This window comes from Cysteiniphilum sp. GTC20157, assembly GCF_055396795.1.
The window spans coordinates 2,453,853-2,479,517 of record NZ_AP044698.1; the positions used below are offsets into that span (position 1 = coordinate 2,453,853).

Genomic DNA, 25,665 nt, shown 5'->3' on the forward strand with positions numbered 1-25,665 from the left:
AGCGTGCATATTCATCAATATGCATTGAATATAGTCAATTATCTTCAAAAAGCGAACCACACCAAATCTATCCACGATCTACCTCGGTGCACACCCGCACACCCGAGTGCACACTTTGACATATTATTCCAAAGACAAACTGACCATAATGCATTCAACCAAGGCTAGCTATATCTATCACCTTGCCCTGTTCAACAACTCTGAGGAAAACATCATGAAAAAGATCGCTCAATTTAACAAACTTTACACACTATGCACACTGACACTCAGTGGCTTATCTTTAGCAGCCTGTGGAGGTGGCGGGACTTCAGAAGAAGCAACACCAACAGCACAAACAAAAATTAATGCTGCAGTAACAATGGATACACCAGATAATGTTATCAATGGTGAGAAAGCACTATACAGTACACAGCTTAGCGCAGAAATTTCAACCTTTGGTATGAGCGCAGAACCTGCACAAATCACTGCCAAATACTTCTCGCCACAATTAAGCGATGTACAAGCCAATACACTTCAAAGCAATAGTGGCTGCTATGAAGGATTACAGCTAAAGGCTGGTGAACACTGTGAAGATCATTATGAAATTACATCAACAACTGATAATGTAAGTTACCACGGTCAACTTGTCTATGAAACAACCACAGGTACCGTAACAACACCAATTGATATCGACTTCAAACCTGAGAGTGACGATTTATTTAATCACTCAGATATTCAAGTCACAAGTGTCGGCGCATTCTCCCCAGGATTACAAACAGCCATTGGAATCGTTAACGCATCGGCAAAAGTATTACAAAACCCACAAATCATTTTCCCTGAGTCGGTGCGCGGGTATATCCACGCTTTAAATAGTATTACAACATTGAAAAGCGGACAAGCTACAACGCTAAAATTTGAAACGGATAACTCAGCAGAGGCGCTTGCAGCATTAAAAGCTTGGAAAGATCAACTAGATCAAGCCTCAATAAGCAATTTCTTATACGTTAAAACCAATGAACAAAGAGGGCAAAAAGTCGATCTAACGCCATCTTTTAGTCTGATGACTTTATCTGCTGACAACACCCAAAGCGAATATCACCTCAATGCAGACAATAATCTAGAGAAAATCATCACACTTAAAAACCTAACCAGTGACCCAATACATAACCTTGATGCACAATTCTCCCCGCAAATAGATGGTGTCAGCGCTGATTTCTCTTTGTGCACTCTACCTCTTGCCGCTGGTGCAAGCTGTCAGGTAAAGCTAATTGTCGGTCAATATGTTAGCAATACCGGTATTTCAAGTTTTGAGACTGATATCACCTTTGTCACCGACTCAAAATATCAGCTTGACGATATAACCACAACATTGGCAATGGATACGAATGTAAAGCTAAACGTTGACCCGTTAAGCGCATTGATTCACCAGCACGACAATATCATCAAGTTAATCAATAATAGCAATGTTAATTTCAAACCTTCAACATTAATCGATGATTATAAAATCTACGATGATGCAGGTGTAGACATTAGCAATCAAGTTAATATTTTAAGCTCCTCTTCATGCCTCTTGGGCAAGGTTGTATCACCAGGCGCAAGCTGCTCTCTTATTATAAATCCTGCCGTAGCAAGTACACACCCTGAACCTTTGAAACTTGTAATAAGCAATAGCAATACTGTTGATGAAATCATACTACCACAATATTCTAGCAATGGCATTTCTATCGATAATGAACGCACGCCAAAAACCATCGCAACGGGAAAAGATCTCTCGATTTATTTGCTCTTATCACCGCTTGAAGCTAAGGTATTATACGGCTTTAAACTGCCATTTGACATACCATACACTTTAGATACAAGCGTCAAATATAGTTGTCAAATTGGGGATAAAATCAATGTACCTTGCACTGCCAAGCTTGATATTTCGAGCTCTGACCTTGGGTTATTGAGTGAAATTACTAGCGTAGAGGTTTTATGGGCTGACTCAACAACAGATTCGCTAACAGCTCAGATCAATATTGTTGATCTAAATGATCCAGACGCCTCTCTTGAGGGGCTCGTGTATTTAAGTCAGCTATCACAAACACCTAACAATGTGATCACATTTGACACCGAAGGCTTGCATATCAATTTAACAAATAATACCAATAAGGTACTACAATATTTAGATGCCACCTCTCCTCAGTGGCTACAGGATATCGTTGATTTTCAAGCGCTTGATAACATGACAATATTGACAGCGAATGAAACACAATCGGTGACATTACCGTTATTAGCAGGAAAAACAATTGCAGATTTACAGCAAGCACTTGTGGCACATCAAGCAGAAGTAACAAATAACAATAATCCTAATGCTTCATTAGAGAAGGTGTTTGGCTTTAGTTCAAATAACGCCATAGATACTTTTTATCCAGCCATTAGCAATCTGCTGTACCCGACATTTGATGATGGGCTATTAACCCAAGAAGTTGTTTTTAGCCAAGCTGGTCTACGTTATATCCCTATCATTAATACCTCAAATGAAGCGCACACTATAACGTTTGATCACAATTTACCTACAGGAGTTACCTTGTCGCAACAAACCTCGTCACCCGAGATGACATTGTGCGAAGATAGTATGACGCTGGCAGGTGGGGCAATCTGTTATGTTGCTTTTGATGTCACACCTGATGCCAATGAACAGTCAGGGAATTATTTTAATCTAACACTAACTCCTAATATTGAATCTGAACTACTAGCAACGACCTTAGAGATGTCCTTCAAAACAAATTTTGTTAATGAATTAAGCTATGCTGCACCAGAGGCAGCTATTAATGTTCCACTAACAAGTACTAAACATTATGATTTAAAAATTATTAACAACGAACCTTATGTTGATTGGTTACCCTCAACAGATAATGCTAATTATCGACTTACAGGTGATGATCTAACTGGTTTACAATTAACTGACTCCAGCCTTAGCCCAAGCTGTTTAAGTGGTGCTGCCGTTGCCAGTGGTAATTATTGTTATATTGGTTTAGAAGTTTCTGCTAATAGCGTCCCTACAGACTATGGATTCGCCTTGGATATGGGGAATAACAGTAACTTGGCACAAAATGATTTTAATATTGGTACGGTAAGCATTATTGATCATGGCATTGCTTCAGCTGAGCTTGTTGCCAACGGTCAAAATATCACCGCTGTTGTCGCTGGTGAGAGCTTTGATCTTTTGATTCATGCCCCTGAAAATTGGTTTACTGAAACAGCAACCGATCAAAGCTTTACCATTAGCTCAAGTTCACCAGATATTCTAATCGATGGCGCGGAGAGTGGTATCTGCACCTTATCGCAATCTGAGCAAAGCTTAACCTGTCAAGTGCACGTCACCACCAGTGGATCATTAGCTGTTGGCAGTTATACACTTAACATCTACGCCAATAATGATATGGCAATCAGCAATTCTATCGTTGAATTTAATATCCAAAGTTATGCTTGGAAGACTTTATCTAGCAGTTACTCTTCCTTGGGTACTTGCGGTATTGGGCATGATAACAAAGCCTATTGTTGGGGAGCCTCGGATAACGGCAGATTAGGGAGCTCATTTTCAGGTTCTGCAACTAAACCAGTTGCGGTTTCACAAGGCGAGATTCCTGTTGACGCGACGCTTCATAGCATTGAAACAGGGACAGATACTACCTGTGTACTTGATAGCAATGGTCAGGCTTACTGCTGGGGAAATAACCGTGATGGTCAATTAGGTATTAATGATAATATTTTGTCTTCAACAACTAGTCCCAAAAAAGTAATACAGGATGGGCTGAACTACCAAGATATTGTGGTTAGTGATGATCATGTTTGTGCAACAACTGATCTCGAAAAGTTATATTGCTGGGGTGACAATAGCAACGGTGAACTAGCTGGGGCAAGCACTCAAAACACTAAATTATATATCCCGACCGCAGTACCACAAGGTGCCATCCCATCAGGAGAGACTATCAAGCAAGTCAGTATTTCTGGTGACAATACGTGTGTGCTTGCAAGCAATAACTGGATCTATTGTAGCGGCAGAGGTGACAACGGACGCTTGGGTAATAATAGCACTCAATCTAAAAATAGTTTTGTCGCGATTGCACAGGGTGATCTCACTCAAGGTGCTTATTATACCAAAGTAATTACTGGAGGCAGTCATTCTTGTGCAATAGCTAATGATAACTACGTTTATTGTTGGGGAGAAAATAGTGATGGACAGCTTGGAATCAACAATCAAACCGATAGCAAAGTACCCGTTAGAGTTCATGCAGGCGCCATTCCAACAGCGGCTGTTATGCAAGATGTTATGGTCAGAACCAGGGCAACGTGCATACAGGCTGACAATAAGCTGTACTGCTTTGGCAAAGGTGGTGATGGTAATCTTGGCACAGGTAATACCTCAAGCAAAAAAACACCTGTTGCAGTTATTCAAGGTGAGGTTTCAGTTTCTGAAACCATTGAAAAGATTTATAGCGGCTACTGCTTTGTCAGTAACGACCAAAAAGCATATTGCTTTGGTAACAACAATGATGGGCAAGTAGGTAATAACAGCACCCAAGATGCATATTCTCCTAAACTTGCTAAGCCTTACAATAATTAACTGATTAAAAATATCAATGGACTTCTTGCCAAGGATTAAGGCATCTATCATGGCATTATCAGCATGTTCAACTAAACTGATCAACAAAAGATTAGTGGGTATAGTTAACTTGAATGCCTTTATCCTCCCTATTTAAAACTAATAAACTAATGAAAAAGGAGATATTCTTTATGAGACCTACAGCCCTCGTTTCTATTCTTTTAGCGCAAATATGCTTTGCTGGTACACCACCCCCAATGTACATTAAAGCTGCCAATGGTGTTAGCTTTGAATCTTACATCAAAAACGATACTATGCCAAGCAACCTTCCTTCTTTTATGTATCAAGTGTCGGGAGGCAGCAGTCAAGGATCAGGAAGTTGTACCACCTTTACTGGTACTAGTGGCGCTAATTGTCCTGAAAATAATGCATCAACACCATCTATAAGCATAAATGATTCTAGTACAGTTCTCTCTATTCGGTTTTATGGCATAGATGATAGTAACTTCACTTCCTCCTCAGTTTCAGGAGTGACGTTTCCTGAAGTGGCATCGCCTGATTTCGGCTTCTGGAACGTAAAATTGAATGCAGAATATGGCAGTGGCGCCACAAGTTGGTATGGAGATAATTCATCTAACAAAGTTGGAATCTATAACGCCTCGATTACCCATCATAGTATGCCCACTTCGGCAAACATAAGTTTTTCTTTCAATAATATCACCTTAAATGCTAACCTTGGAAATGGCAATACTACAGTCACTTGCTCTGAGTCAATAAACTTTTTTGTTACAAAAACACCAGAATCTTCACCTTGGAAAGCTTATTCTGCTGGCAATGATCTCAAATATGCCAAAATAGCTATTGGTATTGCTGAACTGATAGCCGGCTCTCCAGGAATGTTGGTTGGAGGTGTGGCTTCATTCCTTGAAGGGTTAGTAATTTCAGAAAAATTATCCCATACCTATGAATACTACTATTACTTTAACGTCACAGGAGGAAACTTATCGGTTGTTAATATTCCCGTTACAGTTGGTAATACAACTTATCTGACAGCAACACCTGCATACACAACGACATGTCAGGCAGATGATGGAACAGATGCAATTGTTTACTGGACAGTTGACTGGGCAGACAATGGACCTGCTGATAATCTATGTCAAACAAAGTCACCACCTAGCACAATTGTCGTTGGTGTACTAGGGAGCGTTGAAAGCAGTAGCAGTGTTGAAAGCACATATAATGCCTATTTAAGTTCATGTGAAGATGTGAAACAACAAGGCAGTGACATTGTTAAAGAATGCTATTCTTCATTGTGTGATTTCTGTCCTGCAACATTTAATGATTATAATCAAATTAAATATACTCCACTGTGCGAGAGCTTACCATCAAGCTAAAATAGTTAACTACTGCTTTCTCATTTCTTTAGCAATTTTATCCAAGAGCCCATTGACGAAACGATGCCCTTCTTCAGTACCCAATTCTTTTGCTTGATCAACATACTCATTTAGAACAACCTGATAAGGTACATCTAAACAATCGATGAGCTCATAAGCGCCTAAGCGTAAAATCGCCAAATCAATCGGATTAATTGACGCCAAATCATTGATCGCATAATGATTGATTTTCTGATCAATGGCGTCTTTATTCTTAGCAACTCCATCGATTAAGCGATAGAAAAAATCCCACTCAACGGAATGACGATCAACATTGTCAGCATAGAATTGCAATTTCAATTCGTTGACTTGTGTATGCGCCAATGATTGCTGATATAGAGCCTGCACGGCATGAAAACGCGCGCGTCTGCGCTCTTTGACTTTTAATGACATCGGCAAAACCTTAAAAAATGCTAGCTCAGTTAAAATACGATCGCAAATTATACCTAATCACTCGATAATGTGATAGCGCTAATTATTTTTTTATTAAACTTTGAGCGTCAATTGCTGATTTCAATGATTATTAATCTATACTTATGGTTAGTTTGGTTAGTTCTCCATGGAAGATGATAAGGACAATCTATGGCAAAGCATGTTATTCGATCAAAGGGTACACTTGAGGAGGTCATCACCTTAAAGGCACATACTCGTCTGATTAATGCAATGCTTATCTTAATTGCCATTTCATCGGTTCTATTAAGCACACTTTCGGTATTCCGCGCTTTTGATAGTGGTTGGTCACTTAAATATACGCTAGATTTACTGTTGGCTTTAGCTTTAGTTATTTTGATGCTTTTTCGCGCTAAGCTAAACAATCAAACTAAATCACACATTGTTCTCATTGTTGCAGCTATAGCCATCATTAATGATTATTTATTTTATGGCTTACTATCGCCTCTTAGTATTATCTATGGTCTTGCCATCGTTTATGCCTTAAGTTTTTACATCGAGAAATCTGCACTGATATTCTTAAGCACAATACTTATTGCTATTGCAATTATTACCTATCTGCACATAACCATATGGCACGATGAGTATAGCCAGCCTATGACTTATCTTGGTTCGATTTATTCGTGGCTTTTATTAATAGGCTTACTGACATTTAGTTTACTGTTTATTAGCTTTGTGATTATTTCAATGCGTCGCTTAACGACACGATTATTACGACACGTCAATGATCGCAATGCATTACTTAGCAAAAAAGCAGTCCTTTTGGAACAACTCGCGATGACGGATAGTTTGACCGAGCTTTATAACCGCAGAGCTTTTTTGACTGTTGTTAAGAAACAGCTCCCCAGAACAAAACATCATCACTATATTTTAATGATTGATATTTGCCACTTCGCACGCATAAACGATACGTACTCACATTATACAGGTGATATGCTATTAATTGCCTTTGCACAGCGATTAATTGAAGTGTTACCAACACAAAGCACTATTGCACGCACCGGCGGCAATGAATTTAGTGTTCTTATAGCGCTTCCTGTGAGCGAGGATATACAAGCATTTGGCAAGCACCTACAAGAACAGATACAACAAAGCTATCGTATAGACCACAAAACACTCAGTATTACCACAGCATTAGGAATGTCACTGTTTACGCCACAGCTAGATTACACCTTAAATTTACGGCGCGCTGATTTGGCGTTATTTTATGCCAAGAGTCATAAACAAGAATGCGTTATCTATGATGAAACCATCGATAACTTCTATCATACTGAACAAACCCTTGAAAAATATATGTATGAAGCATTTGCCCAGAAATCTTTCTATTTTAACTTTCAGCCACTTGTTGATGGGCGCAGCGGCAAAATTATTGGTTGTGAAAGCCTAATGCGACTAAACCACCCTGAGCTTGGCAATATTCGACCTGATATTTTCATTCCAATTGTTGAACGTATGGGACTTGCCGATAAGCTCAATGACTATGTTGTTAATGAAGTATTATGCTATTTCTGTCTGTTAGATTTGGCGCCTAACCAAAACTTTAAATTAAGCCTTAATATCTCCCCTGTTGTATATGACTTTCCAGCACATATGCAATCATTGATTGAACAGATCAAGCAGCACCCCATTCCGAAGTGGCTGAATATCGAATTTGAAATCACCGAGTCTCAGCTAATGCAGCACTTGGAGAGTAACTCGCTAAACATCAGCCAAATGTTTGCGCAACTTAAAATGCATAATATCGGATTATCCATGGATGACTTTGGCACACAATACTCATCCCTTAATCGTTTTATAAATTATAGTTTCAACACCATCAAGATTGACAAGAGTTTTACCCAACGCCTCGATCAACCACACAATCAACCCGTCATTGGTGCAGTTAAAGCCATTGTGCTATTAGCCAATGAGCTCAATATCAGTCTGATTGCTGAGGGCGCTGAAACCAAAGCACAGGTGGATAAACTCATTGAGCTAGGCTGTGATTGCATCCAGGGTTATTATTTCTATCGACCAATGCCAATTAAAGAGCTCATACAAAATTTAACCGAGAACTGGTCACAGCACAATAATCAAGCCCAGTGATATGATAAGCAGGATAATCATCGCTAAACCACCGGCTAATAATGGTTTCCCCCCTGATTTAAGCAAGACAACTAAGTCTGTATTTAAACCGACACCGACCATTGCCATTGTCATACAAAATGCAGAAATTTCGGCAATATAATGGCTTATTGACAAATCAGTTAATCGATCTAGAAAACCAAATAACCCCAAGGTATTGAGAACAACCACTGCCAAGAAATATAGAATAAATTTAGGGAAATACTGATGCCATGCGACCTTTTTTTGCACTTCATCATTAGTTTTATTGGCTTTATGGTGTTTAATGCCAATCAACATCACCATCGGCGCAAGGAGCAAAATCCTGACCATCTTCACAATCGTTGCTGTTTGTCCGGCAATTGCGCCAAAAGCAAAACCAGCTGCCACCACTTGTGGTACTGCTTGAATAGATGTCCCTGCCCATACGCCAAATTGAAACTCATCTAATCCCAAGGCATGCCCCAATAGCGGCATAACAAAAATCGCAATTAAGCCATATAATGACACAATAGTCATTGCAATTGCTACTTGCGTTTGATTGGCTTTGACAACCGGAGCTGCTGCGACAATTGCTGATCCTCCGCATATTGCCGTACCAATAGTGATAAGTGCTGACATTTTCTCGTCAACACCTAAGCGTTTACATAACCACAGTGTAACGACATAAGCAATTAAGAGACAAATGAGATTGATCAATAACGCTTGACCTGAGACTTTAAGCACCGAGAGTAAATCAAACTTCACCCCCATTAACACAATACCTAAAGGCAATAGCGACTTTGCCGCAAAATTAGCCCCCGGGGTCAACTTCTGCCACAAGCGTGCTGAACTGATCACGCCTTGCAAATTTTCCTGTTGATGAGCTGGCGCTTTATGTCGAAAGAATACATTACCACAGATAATACCTATAATAATCGACAGTACCATCGGTTCTAATGGGTGAACTTCTAAATTGTGATGATAGATGGTAAAAGGCGCAAATGGCAAGTAGGCAACAGCATAGGCAATAACTGCCAGTAACGCGCAAAATAAAAGCCCTGTTATCTTGCTCATGCTTTATACATCCGAATCACGTGACGCGTAGCATCTAACAGCGGCACATCAACTTCAAATATCTCATACTTTAGCGGCAATGCATCTAATGCACCTTGCTCAATCTTGCCACCCTTCATCGCAATCATTTGCCCGTCAACAGCCAATAAATGCTGACATAAACGCTCAAAATCAGCAATAGAACTAAAGGCGCGAGAGATTACCGTATCAAATAACACCTCTGGCTGATATGCCTCTACCCTGATATTCACAGCTGTCACATTTTCCAAATCTAGCACTTTTTTGACATGACTTAAAAAGCGCACTTTTTTGCCAACGCTATCAATTAATACGAAGTTAACTTCAGGTAACAAAATTGCCAAGACAATACCTGGCAAACCGCCACCACTACCGACATCAACAACATGCTTGCCTTTGATAAAGGAAACCACTGACATGCTATCAAAAACATGCTTCACCAGCATGTCATCCCACTGGGTAATCGCTGTCATATTGTAAGTTTTATTCCATTTTTTCAATAGTGATAAGTAGTCAATCAAACGGTTAATTTGTTCATCATCAATGGTGAGATTAAACTTCTCTGCTGCTTGACGAATTTTGACCTTACTATCGTCAAGCATATTATTTAAACAATCTAATGTAATCATTTTATTTACAAACCCTTCCAGATCCTAATTTGCATTTTTGAGTATATACCGCCCATAAATTATTTTACAACATTTCTATCACTTCATTATTTAATCAACGACAATCCAATATCTCCAAACTCTTGCATAATTGCCAAAATTTAAGCTTAACCGGTGATTTTATCGCCTGTTTACGCATCACAATACCTACGGTTACTGGCGCCATATTTTTAAGTGCAAACATTTTTATTTTGCTAGCCAAATGGTTATGTTCTACCACCACCTTGGGCAGCACCGATATACCAACACCAGAAGATACGAGTGATAAAATCGCTTCATTGCCATCCACTTCGCCATATATTCGCGGTGATCGCTTTTGTTCTATTAACCATTTATCTATCGTGTTATCGTTTAAAAACTGAATTGGCATAATAAAAGGATATTGCGCTAATGCTTGATCAATTGACTGGACACCGCTTTCTTGCGATACGACTAAGACCATGTTAGTAATAAGCACAGGATGTGCACAGAGACTATCATCAAGCTTACGTTCATCAACAAATGAAATGCCGGCATCCATTTGTTTACTAGCAACAAGGCTAAGCGCATTTTGCATTGATCCTGTCTCTAATTGCAACTGAATATTAGGGTAGCGCATATTAAGTGCGGCAATAATCCGTGGCAAAATCACATATGACGCCGTCACAGTACAAAACAGGCGAATATCACCGCGCAAATTCCCCTCATCTGGATGTAATAACGCAAATAATTCATCATTTGCATCAAGAACCTTAACACTAAAGTCATACATATGCCTACCAGCATCCGTCAGAGAAACATTGCGATTATTGCGCTCAAAAAAGCTTGCCTTATAACTCTCTTCAAGCTTTTGAACAACTCTTGTCACCGCCGAAGGGCTTAAGTAACAACGCTCTGCGGTTTTACTAAAGCTTAGCGTTTCTGCCAATGTTTTAAACACTTCTAAACTTTTCACATTCATTAACTATGGCTCCAACATCCAACATCCCGCCAACATTACTTTATTGCAAAATACGCAATATATAATTGATGATAATTCACTTTATTTCAACATGAATTTTATAGCACAATAAGTCTATCGGCGAATTTTTATTTTATTATCAAAAACAACGAGGTAAGACCACATGAAAATCCAAAGCAATATTTTTGAAGTTAAAGAGTACAACTTAGGCGGTAGCAATGAAACAATCGTTGCCGGAGGTCGTCATTTATTCTCGAAGTTACCACAGGCATTTGATGGTATCAAACAAATCGGTGTGATTGGCTGGAGCTCTCAGGGTCCTGCGCAAGCGCAAAACTTGCGTGATTCACTCGCTGATACGGATATTAAAGTATGCGTTGGTTTACGCGCTAATTCCAAATCAGAGAAATCTGCTGAAGCAGCCGGCTTCTCCAAAGCAGATGGCACATTAGGTGAGATGTTTGACGTTATTTCTAAATCTGATTTAGCAATTATCTTAATCTCTGATGCAGCACAGGCTGAACTTTACAAAGAAATATTTGCTGCCGCAAAACCAGGTAGCACACTTGGCTTTTCCCATGGCTTTTTAATCGGCTATATGAAAACAATCAATGCACCCATTCGCAATGATATTAATATTGTGGCGATGTGTCCAAAAGGTATGGGACCTTCGGTAAGACGACTTTACGAACAAGGCAAAACGGTCAATGGTGCTGGCATAAACAGCAGCATTGCTGTTTATCAAGATATCAACGGCAAGGCAACCGACTACGCCCTTGCTTGGGCAATTGCCTGTGGTGCGCCATTTGTTTTCCCAACCACTATGGAGATGGAATATCGCTCTGATATTTTTGGTGAACGCGGTGTTCTATTAGGTGCCGTGCATGGAATCATCGAAGTGCTTTATCGCCACTTTACCGATAATGGGGTTGACCCTGAAGAAGCCTTTAAGCGTACTGCTGAAGCAATTACTGGAAATATCTCAAAAACCATTTCAACACAAGGGCTTAAAAAGGTTTATGATAGCTTTAGCCCAGAAGACAAACAAAAATTTGAGAATGCCTACAATGCTGCCTATACACCATGCTTAGATATCCTTTTCGAGATCTATGAAGATGTAGAAAGTGGCAATGAATTTCGCTCAGTTACGTTAGCAGGCAAACGCCATTCACGTCTACCAATGGGCAAAATCGATGGAACCGATATGTGGAAAGTTGGTGAGAAAGTGCGCAACGAGCGCGATAATAACAATATACCAAATGACCCAATCACTGCAGGAGTTTACCTTGCTTGCATTATTGCCCAAGTCGATGTCTTAGCTGAAAAGGGTCATAGCTATTCAGAAATTGTCAATGAATCAATTATCGAAGCCGTTGACTCACTGAATCCTTACATGCACTTCAAAGGTGTTGCGCACATGGTTGACAACTGCTCAACTACCGCGCGTCTCGGCGCACGCAAATGGGCGCCACGCTTTGATTACAACTTAATGCAACAAGCCATCCCTGCGATTGATCAAAAAGCGCAAGCCGATGCGCCATTTACAAAATTTACAAATCACCCGGTACATGAAGCATTAGCTGTTTGCTCAACACTACGCCCTTCTGTTGATATCAGTGTTGTAAACTAAATTAGGATCGAAGCTTACTCAGTTGTAGCTAAGTAATGAATCAATAATAAGTTGCGTCAACTAGTACCTATCCCCTTGTGGGAGAGGTCGTGCAGCTTAAGCTGCTCGGGTGAGGGGTGTAGTTAACTTATTTTTGCATTATTACTAAGCTTACTTCTTCTGCACATGCTTTACCGATACCAGATAGGGAAACACTATCACAGCATGGCATTTGTTTAAGAAAATTTATTTGAAATACTATAACCAGCTACTTTTAGGCACGACAGGAAGATAGAGTTTTTGCTCCGGATTAATCACATTTCCTTTCAAGTGATTCAATGATTTAATGCAGCTTTCAGTCGTATTATTTGCTTGAGCAATCTTGCTTAAACTATCACCTTTCTTCACTGTATAGGATTGCAAGGTGGACGTTTGGCAATATTGATCCGGTGTGAGATAAACCGTCTTTGTCGCACATCCCGCTAACAACAAACCAGCTGCTGCTAAAGCGCTTAAGCTCAATAGACTTTTTTTATTCATCATTTTTAACTCCTTTGTTTAATGTTTTATAAATAGGCAAAATCGAGTATAGCAAATTATTCTAAAGCTGTATCTTTTAACACACTATCCGTCTGTGCCTGACGATATTTTTTAATTGCTTCATTGTATTTATGATGCTCAACAGCCAACATGCTGCATGCAAACAAAGCAGCATTAACAGCACCCGCGCGTCCAATCGCGAATGTTGCCACAGGAATACCTGCTGGCATTTGCACAATGGATAATAATGAGTCTTGTCCCGATAAAGCTTTAGACTGCACCGGCACCCCAAGCACAGGAATATGCGTCTTTGCTGCAAGCATACCCGGCAAATGCGCAGCACCTCCAGCGCCTGCAATAATTACCTTTAAGCCTTTTTGTTCTGCTGTTTGTGCATATTCAAATAATAAATCAGGTGTACGGTGCGCTGACACAACTTGCACCTCATAAGGAATACCTAATTGCTTCAAGGTTTCCGTGGTATTTTTCATTGTCTCCCAATCAGACTTTGAACCCATAACCACACCAACTAATGGTTTACTCATCCTTTAAATCCCCTCTTTTTCGATAACATGTAAGACTTGTGCACAAATCCACTCATATATAAATTGAAAACTATGTTTGCCTTTATTGCTAAAGCGCACATGATGTTCTTGTTCAAAGAACCTACTTTTAACATGATCATTTGCCTTAATGACTAAAGATAGATCATCAACCAATTGCGCGCTCTTACTCCAAAATCCAAGCATGCCATTGGTTTGCAACTGGATACTTAATTTGGGCTTAGTTTCGATGACTGGCATCAACTGCGCTAAATGGCTATATACATATCCTTTGGTTACATCCTTTTGCATGCTTATACTGACTTCACCTGTTTTAAGATAAGCCTTAAGCGCTTCACTGGCATGTTGCTTAGTCGTTGTTGCTAAAAACGGCTCAACCACCTTCGTGATCTCATTAGCAAGTAACGACACGTCTTGCGCGGCTGTGACATGTAGCTTGACCTCAAGATATGGATATGCCGCGCGATAACCAAGTTCTAGCTTATATGCAGCTGCCAATGGACTCAACGTCTTGGCAATATGTGCTTCTGAGGCACCCAATAATTGCCATTGATAGCGTGTCGGTGTGTTATGTAAACCCAATGCGATCAATCTAGGCAATACTTCCTGATCAAACATCGGCAAACACTCATGTGGCGGTCCTGGTAACATAAACAAATGCTTATTATCAATACTGACATAACAACCATCTGCCGTACCCTGCGCATTAACAAGCACTTCAGCACCTTGAGGAAAATACGCCTGTTTTTTGTTATTATCAGGCACGGTTGCAAAGCGACTGGAAATGCGCGTGAAAATTCGCTGCCAAGAATCTTCATTAAACACTAACGGTTTATTAAAAACTTCGGCAATCGCCTCGCAGGTCTTATCATCTTCGGTGGGTCCCAAACCACCAACAGTAATAACCACATCATGCTCTTGTAGTAAAAATCGAAGACTTGTTTTGAGCTTTTCTTTAGCATCAAAACACGCTAGATGTAACCCCGGCTGAAAGCCATGTTCATACAGCTTCTCAGCCAACTTAGGGGTGTTAGTATTAATAACATCACCGGTGGTAATCTCATCCCCTGTTGCTAAAAAACCAATGCGTTTTACGTCAGATTGCAATACAGTCATACTATCGATAAATACACTATCAGCGCCATCGCTAAGTAACTTATGAATTTCTTCATCTGGTAGTGAATCAATTGAATAAACCAACACGCTGTGAAAGACTTCTTTTAACTGGGCAATACGTTGACGATTAAGTACAGCGCTATTAATACCAAGAGCAACACAGCCCCACTGATCAAACTTCCTCTTTGTTTCAGTAAAAATCGTGTGTTTTTCGCTGTGCCAATCTTTAACTTCAAGTAAAAACTCGCAAGCCAGTTTTGTTCCACTTTCTACCAATTGATCTAAAACGTACTCTGAAAAGCTTGATAATAAAATGCGTGAATGTAATTGTGGGTAACGCTCAACAAGATCTAGCAAATGTTTAACTAAGCGCGCCTCATAGTCCGCATCAAACTCAGACTTGTCCTTAATCTCAATATTGGTATATAGATCCGGTTTAGTTGCCATCCACGCTAAATACTCTTCCATCGTTGGAATCTTAGCATGCACCTCTGGAAAACGATCGTTTAACACATGAAGCTTACTAATATCAGTCCAAGCTTGACTCGTGAGATCAACGTCTAATCCGGTGAGCTTTTTAGCATTGTTATCATGAAAGATAAAAGGGATATTATCTGCACTTAGCTGCACATCTAGCTCAATCCAACACATACCTGCTTGATAGGCCTTTTCAAATGCCAACATGGTATTCTCAGGTGCAACTTTGTTTGCCCCTCGATGAGCGATAAACTTACTTATCTTCATGTTGTGACAACTCCAACTCTGATTGCTCAACAATATCTTGAGGTAATGATTTTTTCATATGCACCCCCATATTTTCCAACTGCACCGCTTGCGAAATTAAATTTCCACGCCCTTTAGTCAGTTTATTCAGTGCGCCATCATAGGTTTCTTTGGTTTTATCTAACTGCTTACCAAGTGTTTCGACATCTTCAACAAAGCCACGAAACTTATCGAGCATCTTAGTCGCGCGATCAGTAATGTCGCTGGCATTTTTGTTTAAGCTTTCATATTTCCATGTATTACGAATCGTGCCTAATGTTGCCAACAAAGTTGTTGGTGTTACGATAATAATGCGCTTTTTAAAGGCTTCTTGAAACAAGCTATCATCATGCTGAAATGCCACAACAAATGCCGCCTCTATTGGCATGAACATCAAAATAAAATCTAATGAGTTAACCTGCGATAAACGTTCGTAGTTTTTTGAAGATAATAGCGCAATATGTTGACGAATCGCTTCAATATGTTTTTTAAGATACTCGTTCTTTGAGCTCTCTGAATCAGCACGCGTGTAGGCATCATAACTCACCAAGGAAACCTTAGCATCAATGATGACATCTTTGCCATCTGGCAAATGAACAATCGCATCAGGACGCATGACTTTAGTATTGTCTTCATCATCACTTGCTTTGAAGCTTGTCTGCACATCATACTCATGACCTTTACGTAATCCTGATGACTCAAGGACACGCTCAAGTACGACCTCCCCCCAGTCACCTTGCAACTTCTTATCACCTTTAAGCGCTTTAGTAAGATTTTTTGCCTCTTTATTCATTTCTTGATTCAATTCAAACAACTTGTTAACTTCTTTTTGCAACGAAGCTCGCTCTTTAGCTTCATTTACATAGACATCATCTACTTTCTTTTTGAACTCATTAATATCATTTTTAAAGGGTTGTAATACTTCCGCAAGATTGACTTTATTCTGTTTGGCAAACTTCTCACCTTTTTCCTCAAAGATACGATTAGCTAAATTTTCAAACTGCTCGGTTAAACTCTTTTTGGCATTCTCTAACAGTGCAATTTTTTCCTGTGCATTTTGCTCTTGTGCTTCGATGTGTTTTAAGAGTTTTGAGCGCTCCGCCTGCAGTGATGATTTTTCCTCGGTTAAATGATCAACTTTAGCAACTAAGTCATCATGCTTAGTTGAGAGCTTATTAAGCTCAACCATCAAACGCTCACCATCTTTAGTTAACGAATCGATCTTGACTTCATCACTCGCCAGCTTATTTTGAAGTTTGAGCACTTCTTCACTGCGAATCTCAAATTTTTGTTTCGTCATACTGAGCTCTTGACTTAAGCGCTTTTCTTGTTCTTGATAATGCTTATGATCCGTTGTCAACACCAAGTTCTGTTGCTGGCTTTGCTGCAATTGATCGTCTTTATCCTGAAGTAACGCTTCAACTTGAGGCAACTGCTGCTCAAGTTCTTTTAACTTTATTTGTTGTGATTTACTAGAAACTTTGACAAATAAACCCCCAATAATAAGACCCAACATAAAGGCGGCAATGATCAGCGCGATCAACATAACTTTTCCCTTTTATTTACAACCACCGCAAATCATTTTAAAGTATTTACGATAGTATAGTAATAATTCAAAAATAAGTTGAGATTCAATTACTCCCCTCACCCGTGCAGCTTAAACTGCACGACCTCTCCCGCAAGGGGAGAGGTACTAACTGACGCAACTTATTCTTGATTCATTACATATGCTTTAACAATTTGGGCTATATCATGCCATAAAATTGATGCTACCGCTTGTAAATATCACAGGAAACTGTCAAAGGTAATTTATTTAACCAAATAACTCAGCATGACTGCCTATCGCAACCAAGGTGATGCTGTCCCTTTCGACTTTAATGTACATCAAAAGATCATCTGGAAATAAATGTAACTCCCTAATTCCTTTAAAGTTTCCTGATAATTCATGATCTTTGTATTTCATAGGCAAAACCTTCTCATGTATTAGTAGTTCAACGACTTCCTCTAATTCACTCAGTACCTTTTGCTTATGACGATATTTTTTAAGCGCTTTTTTGAATTCCTTCTTTTGATATAACTTAAGCACCTTTCAGCGCCTTAATTTGTGCTTTAAAAGCAGCTAGCGTAATTTCTTCGCTTTCAGATTCCAACGCCTTTTCCAGCAATGTCTTCTTAGAATTAGTTCGTTCCATAAAATCCTTAATGGCGTATCTTGCATAAGAACTAACAGACAGTCCCATTTTTTGCGCCTGAACATGAATCGCTTTATTTAAACTTTCATCGACTGTAACTTGAATTTTTCCACTCATAACAACACCTTTAGATTCAATAAAACATCTTTGTGATTCATTTTAGCATAATTATTGACGCACAATACTGACTCCTCGCAACAAACCAATAACTTTATTACTGACACAACTTAAAGTGTTCCAAAAATTTTATCACCTGCATCACCTAAACCAGGAATAATATACGCATTTTCATTTAAGCACTTATCAATTGATGCCGTGTAAAGCTCAACCTCAGGGTGCGCTTTCTCAAGCGCCGCAATACCCTCTGGAGCTGCTAAAAATGTAACGACAATAAACCGCTTACATCCTTTTGATTTAAGCATTGAAATAGCCTTAATGATTGACCCCGAAGTCGCAAGCATTGGATCTAGAATAACCGCAGTGCGTCTATTAAGATCAGCGCATGCTTTGAAGTAATACTCGCGTGGTTTGGCAGTATTTTCATCACGCTCGACACCGATCATTGTCACGGGTGCATTAGGTAGTAAAGATAATGCACCATCTAACATGCCAAGTCCGGCACGCAATATTGGGCAAAAAGTTGGTAGTGGTTTTTTAAGCATAGGTACTGCAAGTGATCCTTGCCAATGCTCAATAATCTCCTCTTCAACCATTAGATCACTTAATGCTTCATAACATAACAGCATGGCAAGCTCACTGGTGATCATTCTAAAGTCACGACTTGAAGTCGATTCATCCCTTAATAGGCTTAATTTATGCTGAACAATGGGATGTATGATTTCATGGGTTTTCATTGTTTGGTTTTCCTGCTTACAAAACGTCTTAATAACAAACTCTCTTGTGCAAAAGCCTGTGAAATCCAGCCATAGGCTTCAATACATTCTTGATATTCTTCTTTACTATGCGTTGCTAGAAATTGCTGTTTTATTGCTTGTTGCTGCAATCGTGTCACAACATCTGCATTATACTGTTACTGCACAGCTTGTAAAAATGATTTTTTTAATTCTTTGAACTTGCATTATGTGCTCCTGATATGCCATTTCCATCTTTATTAACGCATGTCATCATATACTACATTCAATACGATTTCCCAGCGCTATCTGCTCAAAGCTTTGCGCCTTTTCCACTGCTTTTTGCACATCTTGAGCTTTAGTTATATAGCTCACAACCGCAACACCATCGACACCACACTGCCATACATCAAGCATTTGTGGCTCAAAGATTCCACCAATCGCGACAAGCGGTGTTTCTTGACAGAGCTTGCGCCAAAGACGCAATTTATCTAATCCTTGTTCGTTAAACTTCATCTCTTTGGTCGTTGTCGGGTAAATGGGGCCTAACGCAATATATGAAGGCTTAAGTGTTAATGCTCGCGCTAATTCAATATAATTATGCGTGCTAACTCCTAGATGCAGACCTGCTTTTGCAATCTCATGCAAATTGGCAGTATCTAAATCCCCTTGCCCTAAGTGCACACCAAAGCATCCATATTTAATTGCTAACTGCCAATGATCATTAATAAATAACGATAAGTTATAGGCTTTAGCAATACTATTTGCCTTCTTAATTTGAGCTTCCAACTCATCTGGTGATAAATTTTTTAGTCGCAACTGAATGGTTCTAATGCCTAATTTCGCCAACTTCTCCAACCAATCAACATGATCAACAACTGGATAAAAGCCTATTGCATGAGGCATTTGTGGAAAGTTCACTTTTTCAAATGTATGATGCCAAACCTTTGGTAAATAACACACATCATCCATTACACCTTGAGCATAATAACTCAAATGCTTAACATCTAGCTGTGATAAATCATTGACGGCGCTATCCATTTGTTGCGATAGATGATATTTAGCAATACATATCGCTTCAGTTATGTTTTCACCTTGCGCGACAAGGGCTGCAATACTACTTGCCAAGGCACAACCTGTCCCACGTATATCTCCCACATAGACCGCTTTGCTTTGATAATGCACACCTTCTTGAGATGCAAGTGTCAAGTAGTCACATCCTTTTTGATCTTCTGATAAAGCATGCCCGCCTTTTAGTAAAACATGCTTTATTCCATATAAGGATTTTAATGTGTTCGCAACCTCAACAGGCGATTTTTGATGGATATTCCCGTCATTTAATAAAATAGCCGCTTCAGGCAAATTCGGTGTTAGCAAATAACATAATGGCAATAGTTGCTGCTTTAATACGTTTACGACCTCTGTGCTCATTACATTACCACCTGAGCTTGTCATTAGCACTGGATCACAGATATATTTCACCTGTGGATTAACTTGCAAGAATTTACTTAGCATCTTAATTTGAGCAATCGAAGCTAGCACTCCACTTTTGATCACTTGCGGTTTATGAGTATTAACAATAGTGGCAAATTGATCACAGAAAATAACATCATCCATCGTATTAAGGTAGCCAAAATCACGATCACTTTGCACAGTATTTGCCGATATCACTGCAGCACAATCCACCTTAAAATAGTTGGCTACTTTGATATCTTGCAATACACCTGCGTGTGCCGTTGGATCAACTCCGCCAATGACTAAAAGGCTCGTATTATTATTTTTCATCATTACATTTTACTCATTAACCCCAAAGACTCTGGGTATAGATTTAGATAACTTTGTTGCGCTAAAAACTCAATATCATAACGCTTAAGGTAGTGTTTAATAATTTCAACAGGTACTGCTAATGGCAAAATGCCTAAATGATACTGTTTAATTTTATGTTGCAAATCATCACGCTCTTGCTTTGAAATCAATTTGTTAATTTCACGCAACATACGCTGCAAAATCGTATGATGTTTGCCACGTGTTGCCACGCGTTGAAGCGCCATCAAGAACATTTCATAATAGCTCTTCTTAACCAATTCAAAGTTTTGCCGATGCGCATTAGCAAGCAAGCGACCCAGCGCTTTTTGCAAATTAGGATGATGTAAGCGTAAGATAATTTTATGACGCGTATGGAAAGCCATCAGTTCATTAATGCTTTGAGCATGTAATACTTCATTTTTGAGTTGTCTGGTCAACAGCACACGCTTGATAAAGTGCTCCTTCAAATAGGGATCATTTAAGCGACCTTCATCTTCAAGTGGCAGAAAAGGGAAGTGCTTTTTAATAGTTGTCACAAAAAAACCATCTGCTTTATTGTGAATTATCCCATGCTTATCATTGTAAAGTTTAACGCTACCATTGCCACAACTGGGTGAGGACTTTTTTAAAATAAAGCCATCACTATCCTGTAGACTTGATATAACTTTATCAACTCCTTGTTGCAATTGCGCGCTGACATCCGTCACTTGATCATGTTTCACTGCCGCGACTTTATCATTATATTTCAACTCAAGATAAATAGGCTCACGTGGCACACCAAAACCTGCTGACATCTCTGGGCAAACAGGCTGATAGTCAAAAACAAGTGCTAACTCCTCTGTAATCATTTTCTTATGCGAATTCGCACCATTGAAACGAACATTATTACCTAAAAGACAGCTTGAGACTGCAATCATTGGTTTACTTCTTACTTCCGTTTCCTTCGTATTTGGCATATTTACTCCTTGCAACCTAAATGTTCAAAATGCTTATCATGAGCACAAAATCACATAACACAATATAGCTTAACTTAGTTTATTTGATGCCAAAATGGTGTGTCTTGCAATGACGTGCTTGCTTCAGCTAACTCTCTTTGTGGCATGCGTTTAGCTAAATACGCTTTTCTGCCAGACTCAATCGCTAAACGAAAAGCATCTGCCATCAGTGACGGGTTTTCAGCTAATGCCACCGCACTATTTAACAACACACCATCAAAACCAAGCTCCATAGCTAAGACGGCATCTGATGGCGTGCCAATACCGGCATCAACAATTAGTGTAATGTCTTTCAAGCGTGAACGTAACAGTTTAAATGCCGACGGGTTAACAATACCTTGCCCACTGCCAATATACGAGCCTAATGGCATAATCACCTTACACCCTATATTGACTAATTGCTGACAGATAATTAAATCATCAGTACAGTAAGGCAATACCTTAAACCCTTGATCAATCAGGATTTTTGCTGCTTTAATAAGCTCAAACACATTAGGTTGTAATGTATGATTATCACCAATCACTTCAAGCTTAATAAAATCCGTGTTAAAGATTTGCCTTGCTGCTTTGGCAATCATCAGCGCTTCATCTGCTGTCTTACAGCCTGCGGTATTGGGTAACACATGGCAGCCACTTCGCTGTATTCTCTGCCAGAAAAAATTATTTTTACCGCCATGTAACTCACGCTTTAATGCCACGGTAACCATTTGCGTTTGTGACGTATTAATCGCATCACACATGCTCTCCAAGCTTGGATAGAGCGCGGTGCCCAAAAGCATGCGCGAATCAAGATTAATATTATAAAGCTGTAATTGCTCCATTTAACCACCTTGCATTGGTGTGAGAATATCGATCTCATCACCTTGTTTAATTTGTGTTGTATCATAAGCACTGTGATCAATAATTGATTTATTGACCGCAACTGCAGCATAGCTTGAAGCAAAGCCAATATCAGTTAATAACGCCTGCAATGTTTGCGGATTTTTCAGTTGCTTTTTCTCACCATTTAATACGATCTCTATCATACTTTCTCCACTATTTTTATATCTTTTATATCACTTTTTATTTTATCGATAACTTTTAACGCATAGATGGGTGCTAAAAGATAACCATGTCGATAAAAACCATTGAGTGTGATCAGGTTATTCTGTTGCATGAGCCTTGGCAAGCCCTCTTTAAAGCACGGACGTACTTGAGTGAAATTTTTGACAATCCGCGCTTCAGCAAACCCCTCATCAACGGTCAATAAAGCACTTAACAAAGTAAGCTGTGAGATTACACTCATCTGGCTCATATCTTCTGATTGGACAATCGTCGCACCAATATAATAAACCCCACTGCCTCGTGGCACGATATATAACGGCATGCGCGGGTGGCATAGTCTAGTGACTCCCGTAATCTTCACTTCAGGGGCATAAATCACTAAGGATTCGCCACGAATACCATATAAATCATTGAAGCTATCTTTGGCGCCCAGTCCGCGCGTATCACAAACATAATCATAATCTCTTTGCAAATCTTGCAATTGAGCTTTGGAAACATCTTGTGCCAAGTGCAGAGAAACACGTGGATGATTCATTAAGTAAAGTGTCGATTGGCTAAAAAATCGTGGCACATGAACACAGCCTTCGTTCTCAATATAGAGCATGCGATGAGCGAGTTTACCTTGATTATATTGTTCTGTTAATGGAGTTTGCGCATAAGCATGTTCATATAATATCAACCCTTGAACGCGCGCAATTTTGGTTTCAAGATCACTCAGATCCAAAGGGTGAGCAATGACATTAGTGCCTGTTTGCACAAAAACACCACCTAATAACCATCGATCAATACGCTGCCAAGCCTCTGCCGAAGAGCATGATAGATCATAGACTCTTTGTCCTTCATCCAATGCTTCAGATACTGGTGCCACCATACCAGCCGCGGCATATCCACAGCTTGATTTCCCACTAAAATCAGTACTCTTGTCATATAGATCAATCCCAATATCAGCAAATGATTCAAGCAATGTGATTGCCAGTATGCGCCCAACAAGGCCGCAACCAACGATCGCAACCCGTGTGCTATTCGACATGATAAATTTCAGCGCCTTTTGCCATAAAGTCCTCACTTTTTTGCTGCATGCCTTTCGTAGCAGCATCCGCTAAATCCAGCTTATGCTCTTTAGCATAATCACGTACTTCTTGGGTGATTTTCATCGAGCAAAATTTAGGTCCGCACATCGAGCAAAAATGTGCAAGCTTATGCCCTTCTTTTGGCAATGTCTGGTCATGAAAGCTCTGTGCCTTTTGTGGGTCAAGGCTTAAATTAAACTGATCTTGCCATCTAAATTCAAAGCGTGCTTTTGATAATGCATTATCACGAATTTGTGCTGCAGGAAATCCCTTAGCTAAATCAGCTGCATGCGCTGCAAGCTTATACGTAACAATCCCTTCTCGCACATCCTCTTTATCCGGCAACCCTAAGTGCTCTTTCGGTGTCACATAGCACAGCATTGACGTGCCATACCAGCCAATTTGTGCCGCACCTATCGCTGATGTGATGTGATCATAACCAGGGGCTATATCCGTCACCAAGGGTCCCAAGGTATAAAAAGGTGCTTCAAAGCAATCCTTAAGCTCTTTAGTCATATTCTCTTTGATCATTTGCATCGGCACATGCCCAGGTCCCTCAATCATCACCTGTACATCATGATCCCACGCACGCTTAGTTAATTCACCCAGAGTTTCAAGCTCGGCAAATTGCGCTTCATCATTGGCATCTAAAATAGAGCCTGGACGCAGTCCATCACCTAAAGAAAAAGCGACATCATAGGCTTTCATAATTTCACAAATCTCATCAAAATGCGTATAGATGAAGCTCTCCTTATGATGTGCAATACACCATTTGGCAATGATTGAGCCGCCGCGCGAGACAATGCCTGTTAGTCTCTTAGCGGTTAGATGAATATATTTCAAACGCACACCGGCATGAATAGTGAAATAACTCACTCCCTGCTCGGCTTGCTCAATCAGGATATCGCGAAAGATCTCCCATGTCAGTTTTTCTGCTTGACCGTCGACTTTTTCAAGTGCTTGATAAATTGGCACCGTACCAATTGGCACAGGCGAGTTACGAATAATCCACTCACGCGTTTGATGAATATTTTTACCCGTTGAGAGATCCATTACTGTATCCGCACCCCAGCGTGTGGCGATCACCATTTTTTCGACTTCTTCAGCAATTGAGGAGCTCACCGCTGATGTCCCAATATTGGCATTGATTTTGACACTGAAATTGCGCCCAATAATCATCGGCTCCATTTCTGGATGATTGATGTTACTTGGAATAATCGCGCGTCCCAAGGCAATCTCTTGGCGCACAAATTCAGGTGTAATTTCTTTAGGAATATTTGCCCCAAAATCAACACCTGAATGCTGCTTAAGTAAAATAGGATCTTGAATATGCGCATTTGCACGCTTTAAGTTCTCACGCAGTGCAACATAGCGCATTTCTTTGGTGATTATTCCGCGACGCGCGTAATGCATTTGTGTGACATTACTGCCTTGTTTTGCTTTTAATGGCTTAGCGCGCTTGGGAAATGCTAAATCTTTTTGTGTATGCGTAAATTCGGCACTAAAGTCTGTTAATGCTTCGATTTCATTATTGTCTTTGATCCACGCTTGGCGCAATTTAGGTAAACCCTCAACCAAATCATGCTTGTAAGACTCATCACTATATTGACCTGAGGTATCATATACTGCAATTTCAGGGTTTTGCACACGACCTTGCTCAGTTAACGTATCGCTCTGAGCAATATAGCGAAAAGGCACGTGAAGATTATCGTCCGTCTGAAGATATTTTTTGCATGATGCAGGATAGGCTGCTTGTAAATCAGCTGATAAGGTCAATGATGCTTTGTCGCTACTTGATCTATTTGATGCTGTTTTTTTATGCTGTGGCATGTATGGCTCCTTATATTTTGCCTTTTACATGCGTAGGAAAACTTTTTGTGAT

General features: G+C 39.8%; 22 protein-coding genes. 4 read left to right on the forward strand and 18 right to left on the reverse strand.

Annotated elements, in window-relative coordinates; translation table 11 throughout:
* Window positions 1-214 precede the first annotated feature (214 nt).
* Window positions 215-4,588, forward strand: a complete 4,374-nt coding sequence (locus ACZ5V8_RS11115) for an RCC1 domain-containing protein (RefSeq protein ID WP_464217819.1) — start codon at window positions 215-217, stop codon at window positions 4,586-4,588.
* 170 nt (window positions 4,589-4,758) lie between these two features.
* Window positions 4,759-5,961: a hypothetical protein gene (locus ACZ5V8_RS11120; RefSeq protein WP_464217820.1), complete on the forward strand. Its 1,203-nt coding sequence runs from the start codon at window positions 4,759-4,761 to the stop codon at window positions 5,959-5,961.
* A gap of 9 nt (window positions 5,962-5,970) precedes the next feature.
* On the opposite strand, the gene nusB is transcribed toward ACZ5V8_RS11120, so the two are convergent.
* The gene (gene nusB / locus ACZ5V8_RS11125; RefSeq protein WP_440615909.1) at window positions 5,971-6,393 is read right to left on the reverse strand and encodes a transcription antitermination factor NusB; all 423 of its coding nucleotides are present in this window, start codon (window positions 6,391-6,393) and stop codon (window positions 5,971-5,973) included.
* 189 nt (window positions 6,394-6,582) lie between these two features.
* Between nusB and ACZ5V8_RS11130 the strand changes: the two genes are divergently transcribed.
* Complete coding sequence (locus ACZ5V8_RS11130; protein WP_464217821.1) at window positions 6,583-8,535, forward strand: putative bifunctional diguanylate cyclase/phosphodiesterase; 1,953 nt, start codon at window positions 6,583-6,585, stop codon at window positions 8,533-8,535.
* On the opposite strand, the gene ACZ5V8_RS11135 is transcribed toward ACZ5V8_RS11130, so the two are convergent.
* From ACZ5V8_RS11135 to ACZ5V8_RS11145, 3 genes are all read right to left on the reverse strand, one after another.
* Window positions 8,509-9,609, reverse strand: coding sequence for a YeiH family protein (locus ACZ5V8_RS11135; protein ID WP_464217822.1), 1,101 nt, complete (start codon window positions 9,607-9,609; stop codon window positions 8,509-8,511). The genes ACZ5V8_RS11130 and ACZ5V8_RS11135 overlap by 27 nt on opposite strands.
* Window positions 9,606-10,256, reverse strand: coding sequence for a 16S rRNA (guanine(527)-N(7))-methyltransferase RsmG (rsmG, locus tag ACZ5V8_RS11140; protein ID WP_464217823.1), 651 nt, complete (start codon window positions 10,254-10,256; stop codon window positions 9,606-9,608). Before rsmG ends, ACZ5V8_RS11135 begins: the two co-directional genes overlap by 4 nt.
* Before the next feature lie 94 nt (window positions 10,257-10,350).
* Window positions 10,351-11,235: a LysR substrate-binding domain-containing protein gene (locus tag ACZ5V8_RS11145; RefSeq protein WP_464217824.1), complete on the reverse strand. Its 885-nt coding sequence runs from the start codon at window positions 11,233-11,235 to the stop codon at window positions 10,351-10,353.
* Between the two features lie 163 nt (window positions 11,236-11,398).
* On the opposite strand from ACZ5V8_RS11145, the gene ACZ5V8_RS11150 reads away from it, so the two are divergent.
* The gene (locus ACZ5V8_RS11150; RefSeq protein ID WP_464217825.1) at window positions 11,399-12,865 is read left to right on the forward strand and encodes a ketol-acid reductoisomerase; all 1,467 of its coding nucleotides are present in this window, start codon (window positions 11,399-11,401) and stop codon (window positions 12,863-12,865) included.
* Between the two features lie 237 nt (window positions 12,866-13,102).
* Here the strand turns inward: ACZ5V8_RS11150 and ACZ5V8_RS11155 are convergent, their stop codons facing one another.
* The 14 genes from ACZ5V8_RS11155 to thiC all read right to left on the reverse strand — a co-directional run bounded on the left by ACZ5V8_RS11155 (window position 13,103) and on the right by thiC (window position 25,613).
* A complete protein-coding gene (locus ACZ5V8_RS11155; RefSeq protein WP_464217826.1) occupies window positions 13,103-13,387 on the reverse strand; it encodes a LysM peptidoglycan-binding domain-containing protein in 285 nt (94 codons plus the stop codon).
* Window positions 13,388-13,440: 53 nt separating this feature from the next.
* Complete coding sequence (gene purE, locus ACZ5V8_RS11160) at window positions 13,441-13,929, reverse strand: 5-(carboxyamino)imidazole ribonucleotide mutase (RefSeq protein ID WP_440615918.1); 489 nt, start codon at window positions 13,927-13,929, stop codon at window positions 13,441-13,443.
* 3 nt (window positions 13,930-13,932) lie between these two features.
* Complete coding sequence (locus tag ACZ5V8_RS11165; protein ID WP_464217827.1) at window positions 13,933-15,807, reverse strand: glycerophosphodiester phosphodiesterase family protein; 1,875 nt, start codon at window positions 15,805-15,807, stop codon at window positions 13,933-13,935.
* Window positions 15,794-17,371 (reverse strand): DNA recombination protein RmuC, encoded by a 1,578-nt coding sequence (rmuC, locus tag ACZ5V8_RS11170; protein WP_464217828.1) that lies wholly within the window; start codon window positions 17,369-17,371, stop codon window positions 15,794-15,796. The genes ACZ5V8_RS11165 and rmuC overlap by 14 nt, the downstream gene beginning before the upstream one ends.
* A 267-nt stretch (window positions 17,372-17,638) precedes the next feature.
* Complete coding sequence (locus tag ACZ5V8_RS11175; RefSeq protein WP_440615923.1) at window positions 17,639-17,911, reverse strand: type II toxin-antitoxin system YafQ family toxin; 273 nt, start codon at window positions 17,909-17,911, stop codon at window positions 17,639-17,641.
* Window positions 17,904-18,134: a hypothetical protein gene (locus ACZ5V8_RS11180; RefSeq protein ID WP_440615925.1), complete on the reverse strand. Its 231-nt coding sequence runs from the start codon at window positions 18,132-18,134 to the stop codon at window positions 17,904-17,906. Before ACZ5V8_RS11180 ends, ACZ5V8_RS11175 begins: the two co-directional genes overlap by 8 nt.
* A gap of 110 nt (window positions 18,135-18,244) precedes the next feature.
* The gene (upp, locus tag ACZ5V8_RS11185; RefSeq protein WP_464217829.1) at window positions 18,245-18,871 is read right to left on the reverse strand and encodes a uracil phosphoribosyltransferase; all 627 of its coding nucleotides are present in this window, start codon (window positions 18,869-18,871) and stop codon (window positions 18,245-18,247) included.
* Window positions 18,868-19,029 carry a hypothetical protein gene (locus tag ACZ5V8_RS11190; protein WP_464217830.1) on the reverse strand — a complete coding sequence of 54 codons (162 nt, stop codon included), beginning with the start codon at window positions 19,027-19,029 and terminating at the stop codon, window positions 18,868-18,870. Before ACZ5V8_RS11190 ends, upp begins: the two co-directional genes overlap by 4 nt.
* A gap of 112 nt (window positions 19,030-19,141) precedes the next feature.
* Window positions 19,142-20,656 (reverse strand): thiamine phosphate synthase, encoded by a 1,515-nt coding sequence (gene thiE / locus ACZ5V8_RS11195; RefSeq protein ID WP_464217831.1) that lies wholly within the window; start codon window positions 20,654-20,656, stop codon window positions 19,142-19,144.
* Window positions 20,656-21,630, reverse strand: coding sequence for a YbgA family protein (locus ACZ5V8_RS11200; RefSeq protein ID WP_464217832.1), 975 nt, complete (start codon window positions 21,628-21,630; stop codon window positions 20,656-20,658). The genes thiE and ACZ5V8_RS11200 overlap by 1 nt, the downstream gene beginning before the upstream one ends.
* Before the next feature lie 74 nt (window positions 21,631-21,704).
* Complete coding sequence (locus tag ACZ5V8_RS11205) at window positions 21,705-22,490, reverse strand: thiazole synthase (protein ID WP_464217833.1); 786 nt, start codon at window positions 22,488-22,490, stop codon at window positions 21,705-21,707.
* On the reverse strand, window positions 22,491-22,694 hold the full coding sequence (thiS, locus tag ACZ5V8_RS11210; RefSeq protein ID WP_440615933.1) for a sulfur carrier protein ThiS: 204 nt from the start codon (window positions 22,692-22,694) through the stop codon (window positions 22,491-22,493).
* Complete coding sequence (locus tag ACZ5V8_RS11215) at window positions 22,691-23,743, reverse strand: FAD-dependent oxidoreductase (RefSeq protein WP_464217834.1); 1,053 nt, start codon at window positions 23,741-23,743, stop codon at window positions 22,691-22,693. Before ACZ5V8_RS11215 ends, thiS begins: the two co-directional genes overlap by 4 nt.
* Window positions 23,733-25,613, reverse strand: a complete 1,881-nt coding sequence (gene thiC, locus ACZ5V8_RS11220) for a phosphomethylpyrimidine synthase ThiC (protein WP_464217835.1) — start codon at window positions 25,611-25,613, stop codon at window positions 23,733-23,735. The genes ACZ5V8_RS11215 and thiC overlap by 11 nt, the downstream gene beginning before the upstream one ends.
* Window positions 25,614-25,665 lie beyond the last annotated feature (52 nt).

Bases quoted from the DNA above. Each gene is read 5' to 3' on its own strand.
- ACZ5V8_RS11115 (WP_464217819.1), top strand. From the start codon at position 215: ATGAAAAAGATCGCTCAATTTAACAAACTTTACACACTATGCACACTG.
- ACZ5V8_RS11120 (WP_464217820.1), top strand. From the start codon at position 4,759: ATGAGACCTACAGCCCTCGTTTCTATTCTTTTAGCGCAAATATGCTTT.
- nusB (WP_440615909.1), bottom strand. From the start codon at position 6,393: ATGTCATTAAAAGTCAAAGAGCGCAGACGCGCGCGTTTTCATGCCGTG.
- ACZ5V8_RS11130 (WP_464217821.1), top strand. From the start codon at position 6,583: ATGGCAAAGCATGTTATTCGATCAAAGGGTACACTTGAGGAGGTCATC.
- ACZ5V8_RS11135 (WP_464217822.1), bottom strand. From the start codon at position 9,609: ATGAGCAAGATAACAGGGCTTTTATTTTGCGCGTTACTGGCAGTTATT.
- rsmG (WP_464217823.1), bottom strand. From the start codon at position 10,256: ATGATTACATTAGATTGTTTAAATAATATGCTTGACGATAGTAAGGTC.
- ACZ5V8_RS11145 (WP_464217824.1), bottom strand. From the start codon at position 11,235: ATGAATGTGAAAAGTTTAGAAGTGTTTAAAACATTGGCAGAAACGCTA.
- ACZ5V8_RS11150 (WP_464217825.1), top strand. From the start codon at position 11,399: ATGAAAATCCAAAGCAATATTTTTGAAGTTAAAGAGTACAACTTAGGC.
- ACZ5V8_RS11155 (WP_464217826.1), bottom strand. From the start codon at position 13,387: ATGATGAATAAAAAAAGTCTATTGAGCTTAAGCGCTTTAGCAGCAGCT.
- purE (WP_440615918.1), bottom strand. From the start codon at position 13,929: ATGAGTAAACCATTAGTTGGTGTGGTTATGGGTTCAAAGTCTGATTGG.
- ACZ5V8_RS11165 (WP_464217827.1), bottom strand. From the start codon at position 15,807: ATGAAGATAAGTAAGTTTATCGCTCATCGAGGGGCAAACAAAGTTGCA.
- rmuC (WP_464217828.1), bottom strand. From the start codon at position 17,371: ATGTTGATCGCGCTGATCATTGCCGCCTTTATGTTGGGTCTTATTATT.
- ACZ5V8_RS11180 (WP_440615925.1), bottom strand. From the start codon at position 18,134: ATGAGTGGAAAAATTCAAGTTACAGTCGATGAAAGTTTAAATAAAGCG.
- upp (WP_464217829.1), bottom strand. From the start codon at position 18,871: ATGAAAACCCATGAAATCATACATCCCATTGTTCAGCATAAATTAAGC.
- thiE (WP_464217831.1), bottom strand. From the start codon at position 20,656: ATGATGAAAAATAATAATACGAGCCTTTTAGTCATTGGCGGAGTTGAT.
- ACZ5V8_RS11200 (WP_464217832.1), bottom strand. From the start codon at position 21,630: ATGCCAAATACGAAGGAAACGGAAGTAAGAAGTAAACCAATGATTGCA.
- ACZ5V8_RS11205 (WP_464217833.1), bottom strand. From the start codon at position 22,490: ATGGAGCAATTACAGCTTTATAATATTAATCTTGATTCGCGCATGCTT.
- thiS (WP_440615933.1), bottom strand. From the start codon at position 22,694: ATGATAGAGATCGTATTAAATGGTGAGAAAAAGCAACTGAAAAATCCG.
- ACZ5V8_RS11215 (WP_464217834.1), bottom strand. From the start codon at position 23,743: ATGTCGAATAGCACACGGGTTGCGATCGTTGGTTGCGGCCTTGTTGGG.
- thiC (WP_464217835.1), bottom strand. From the start codon at position 25,613: ATGCCACAGCATAAAAAAACAGCATCAAATAGATCAAGTAGCGACAAA.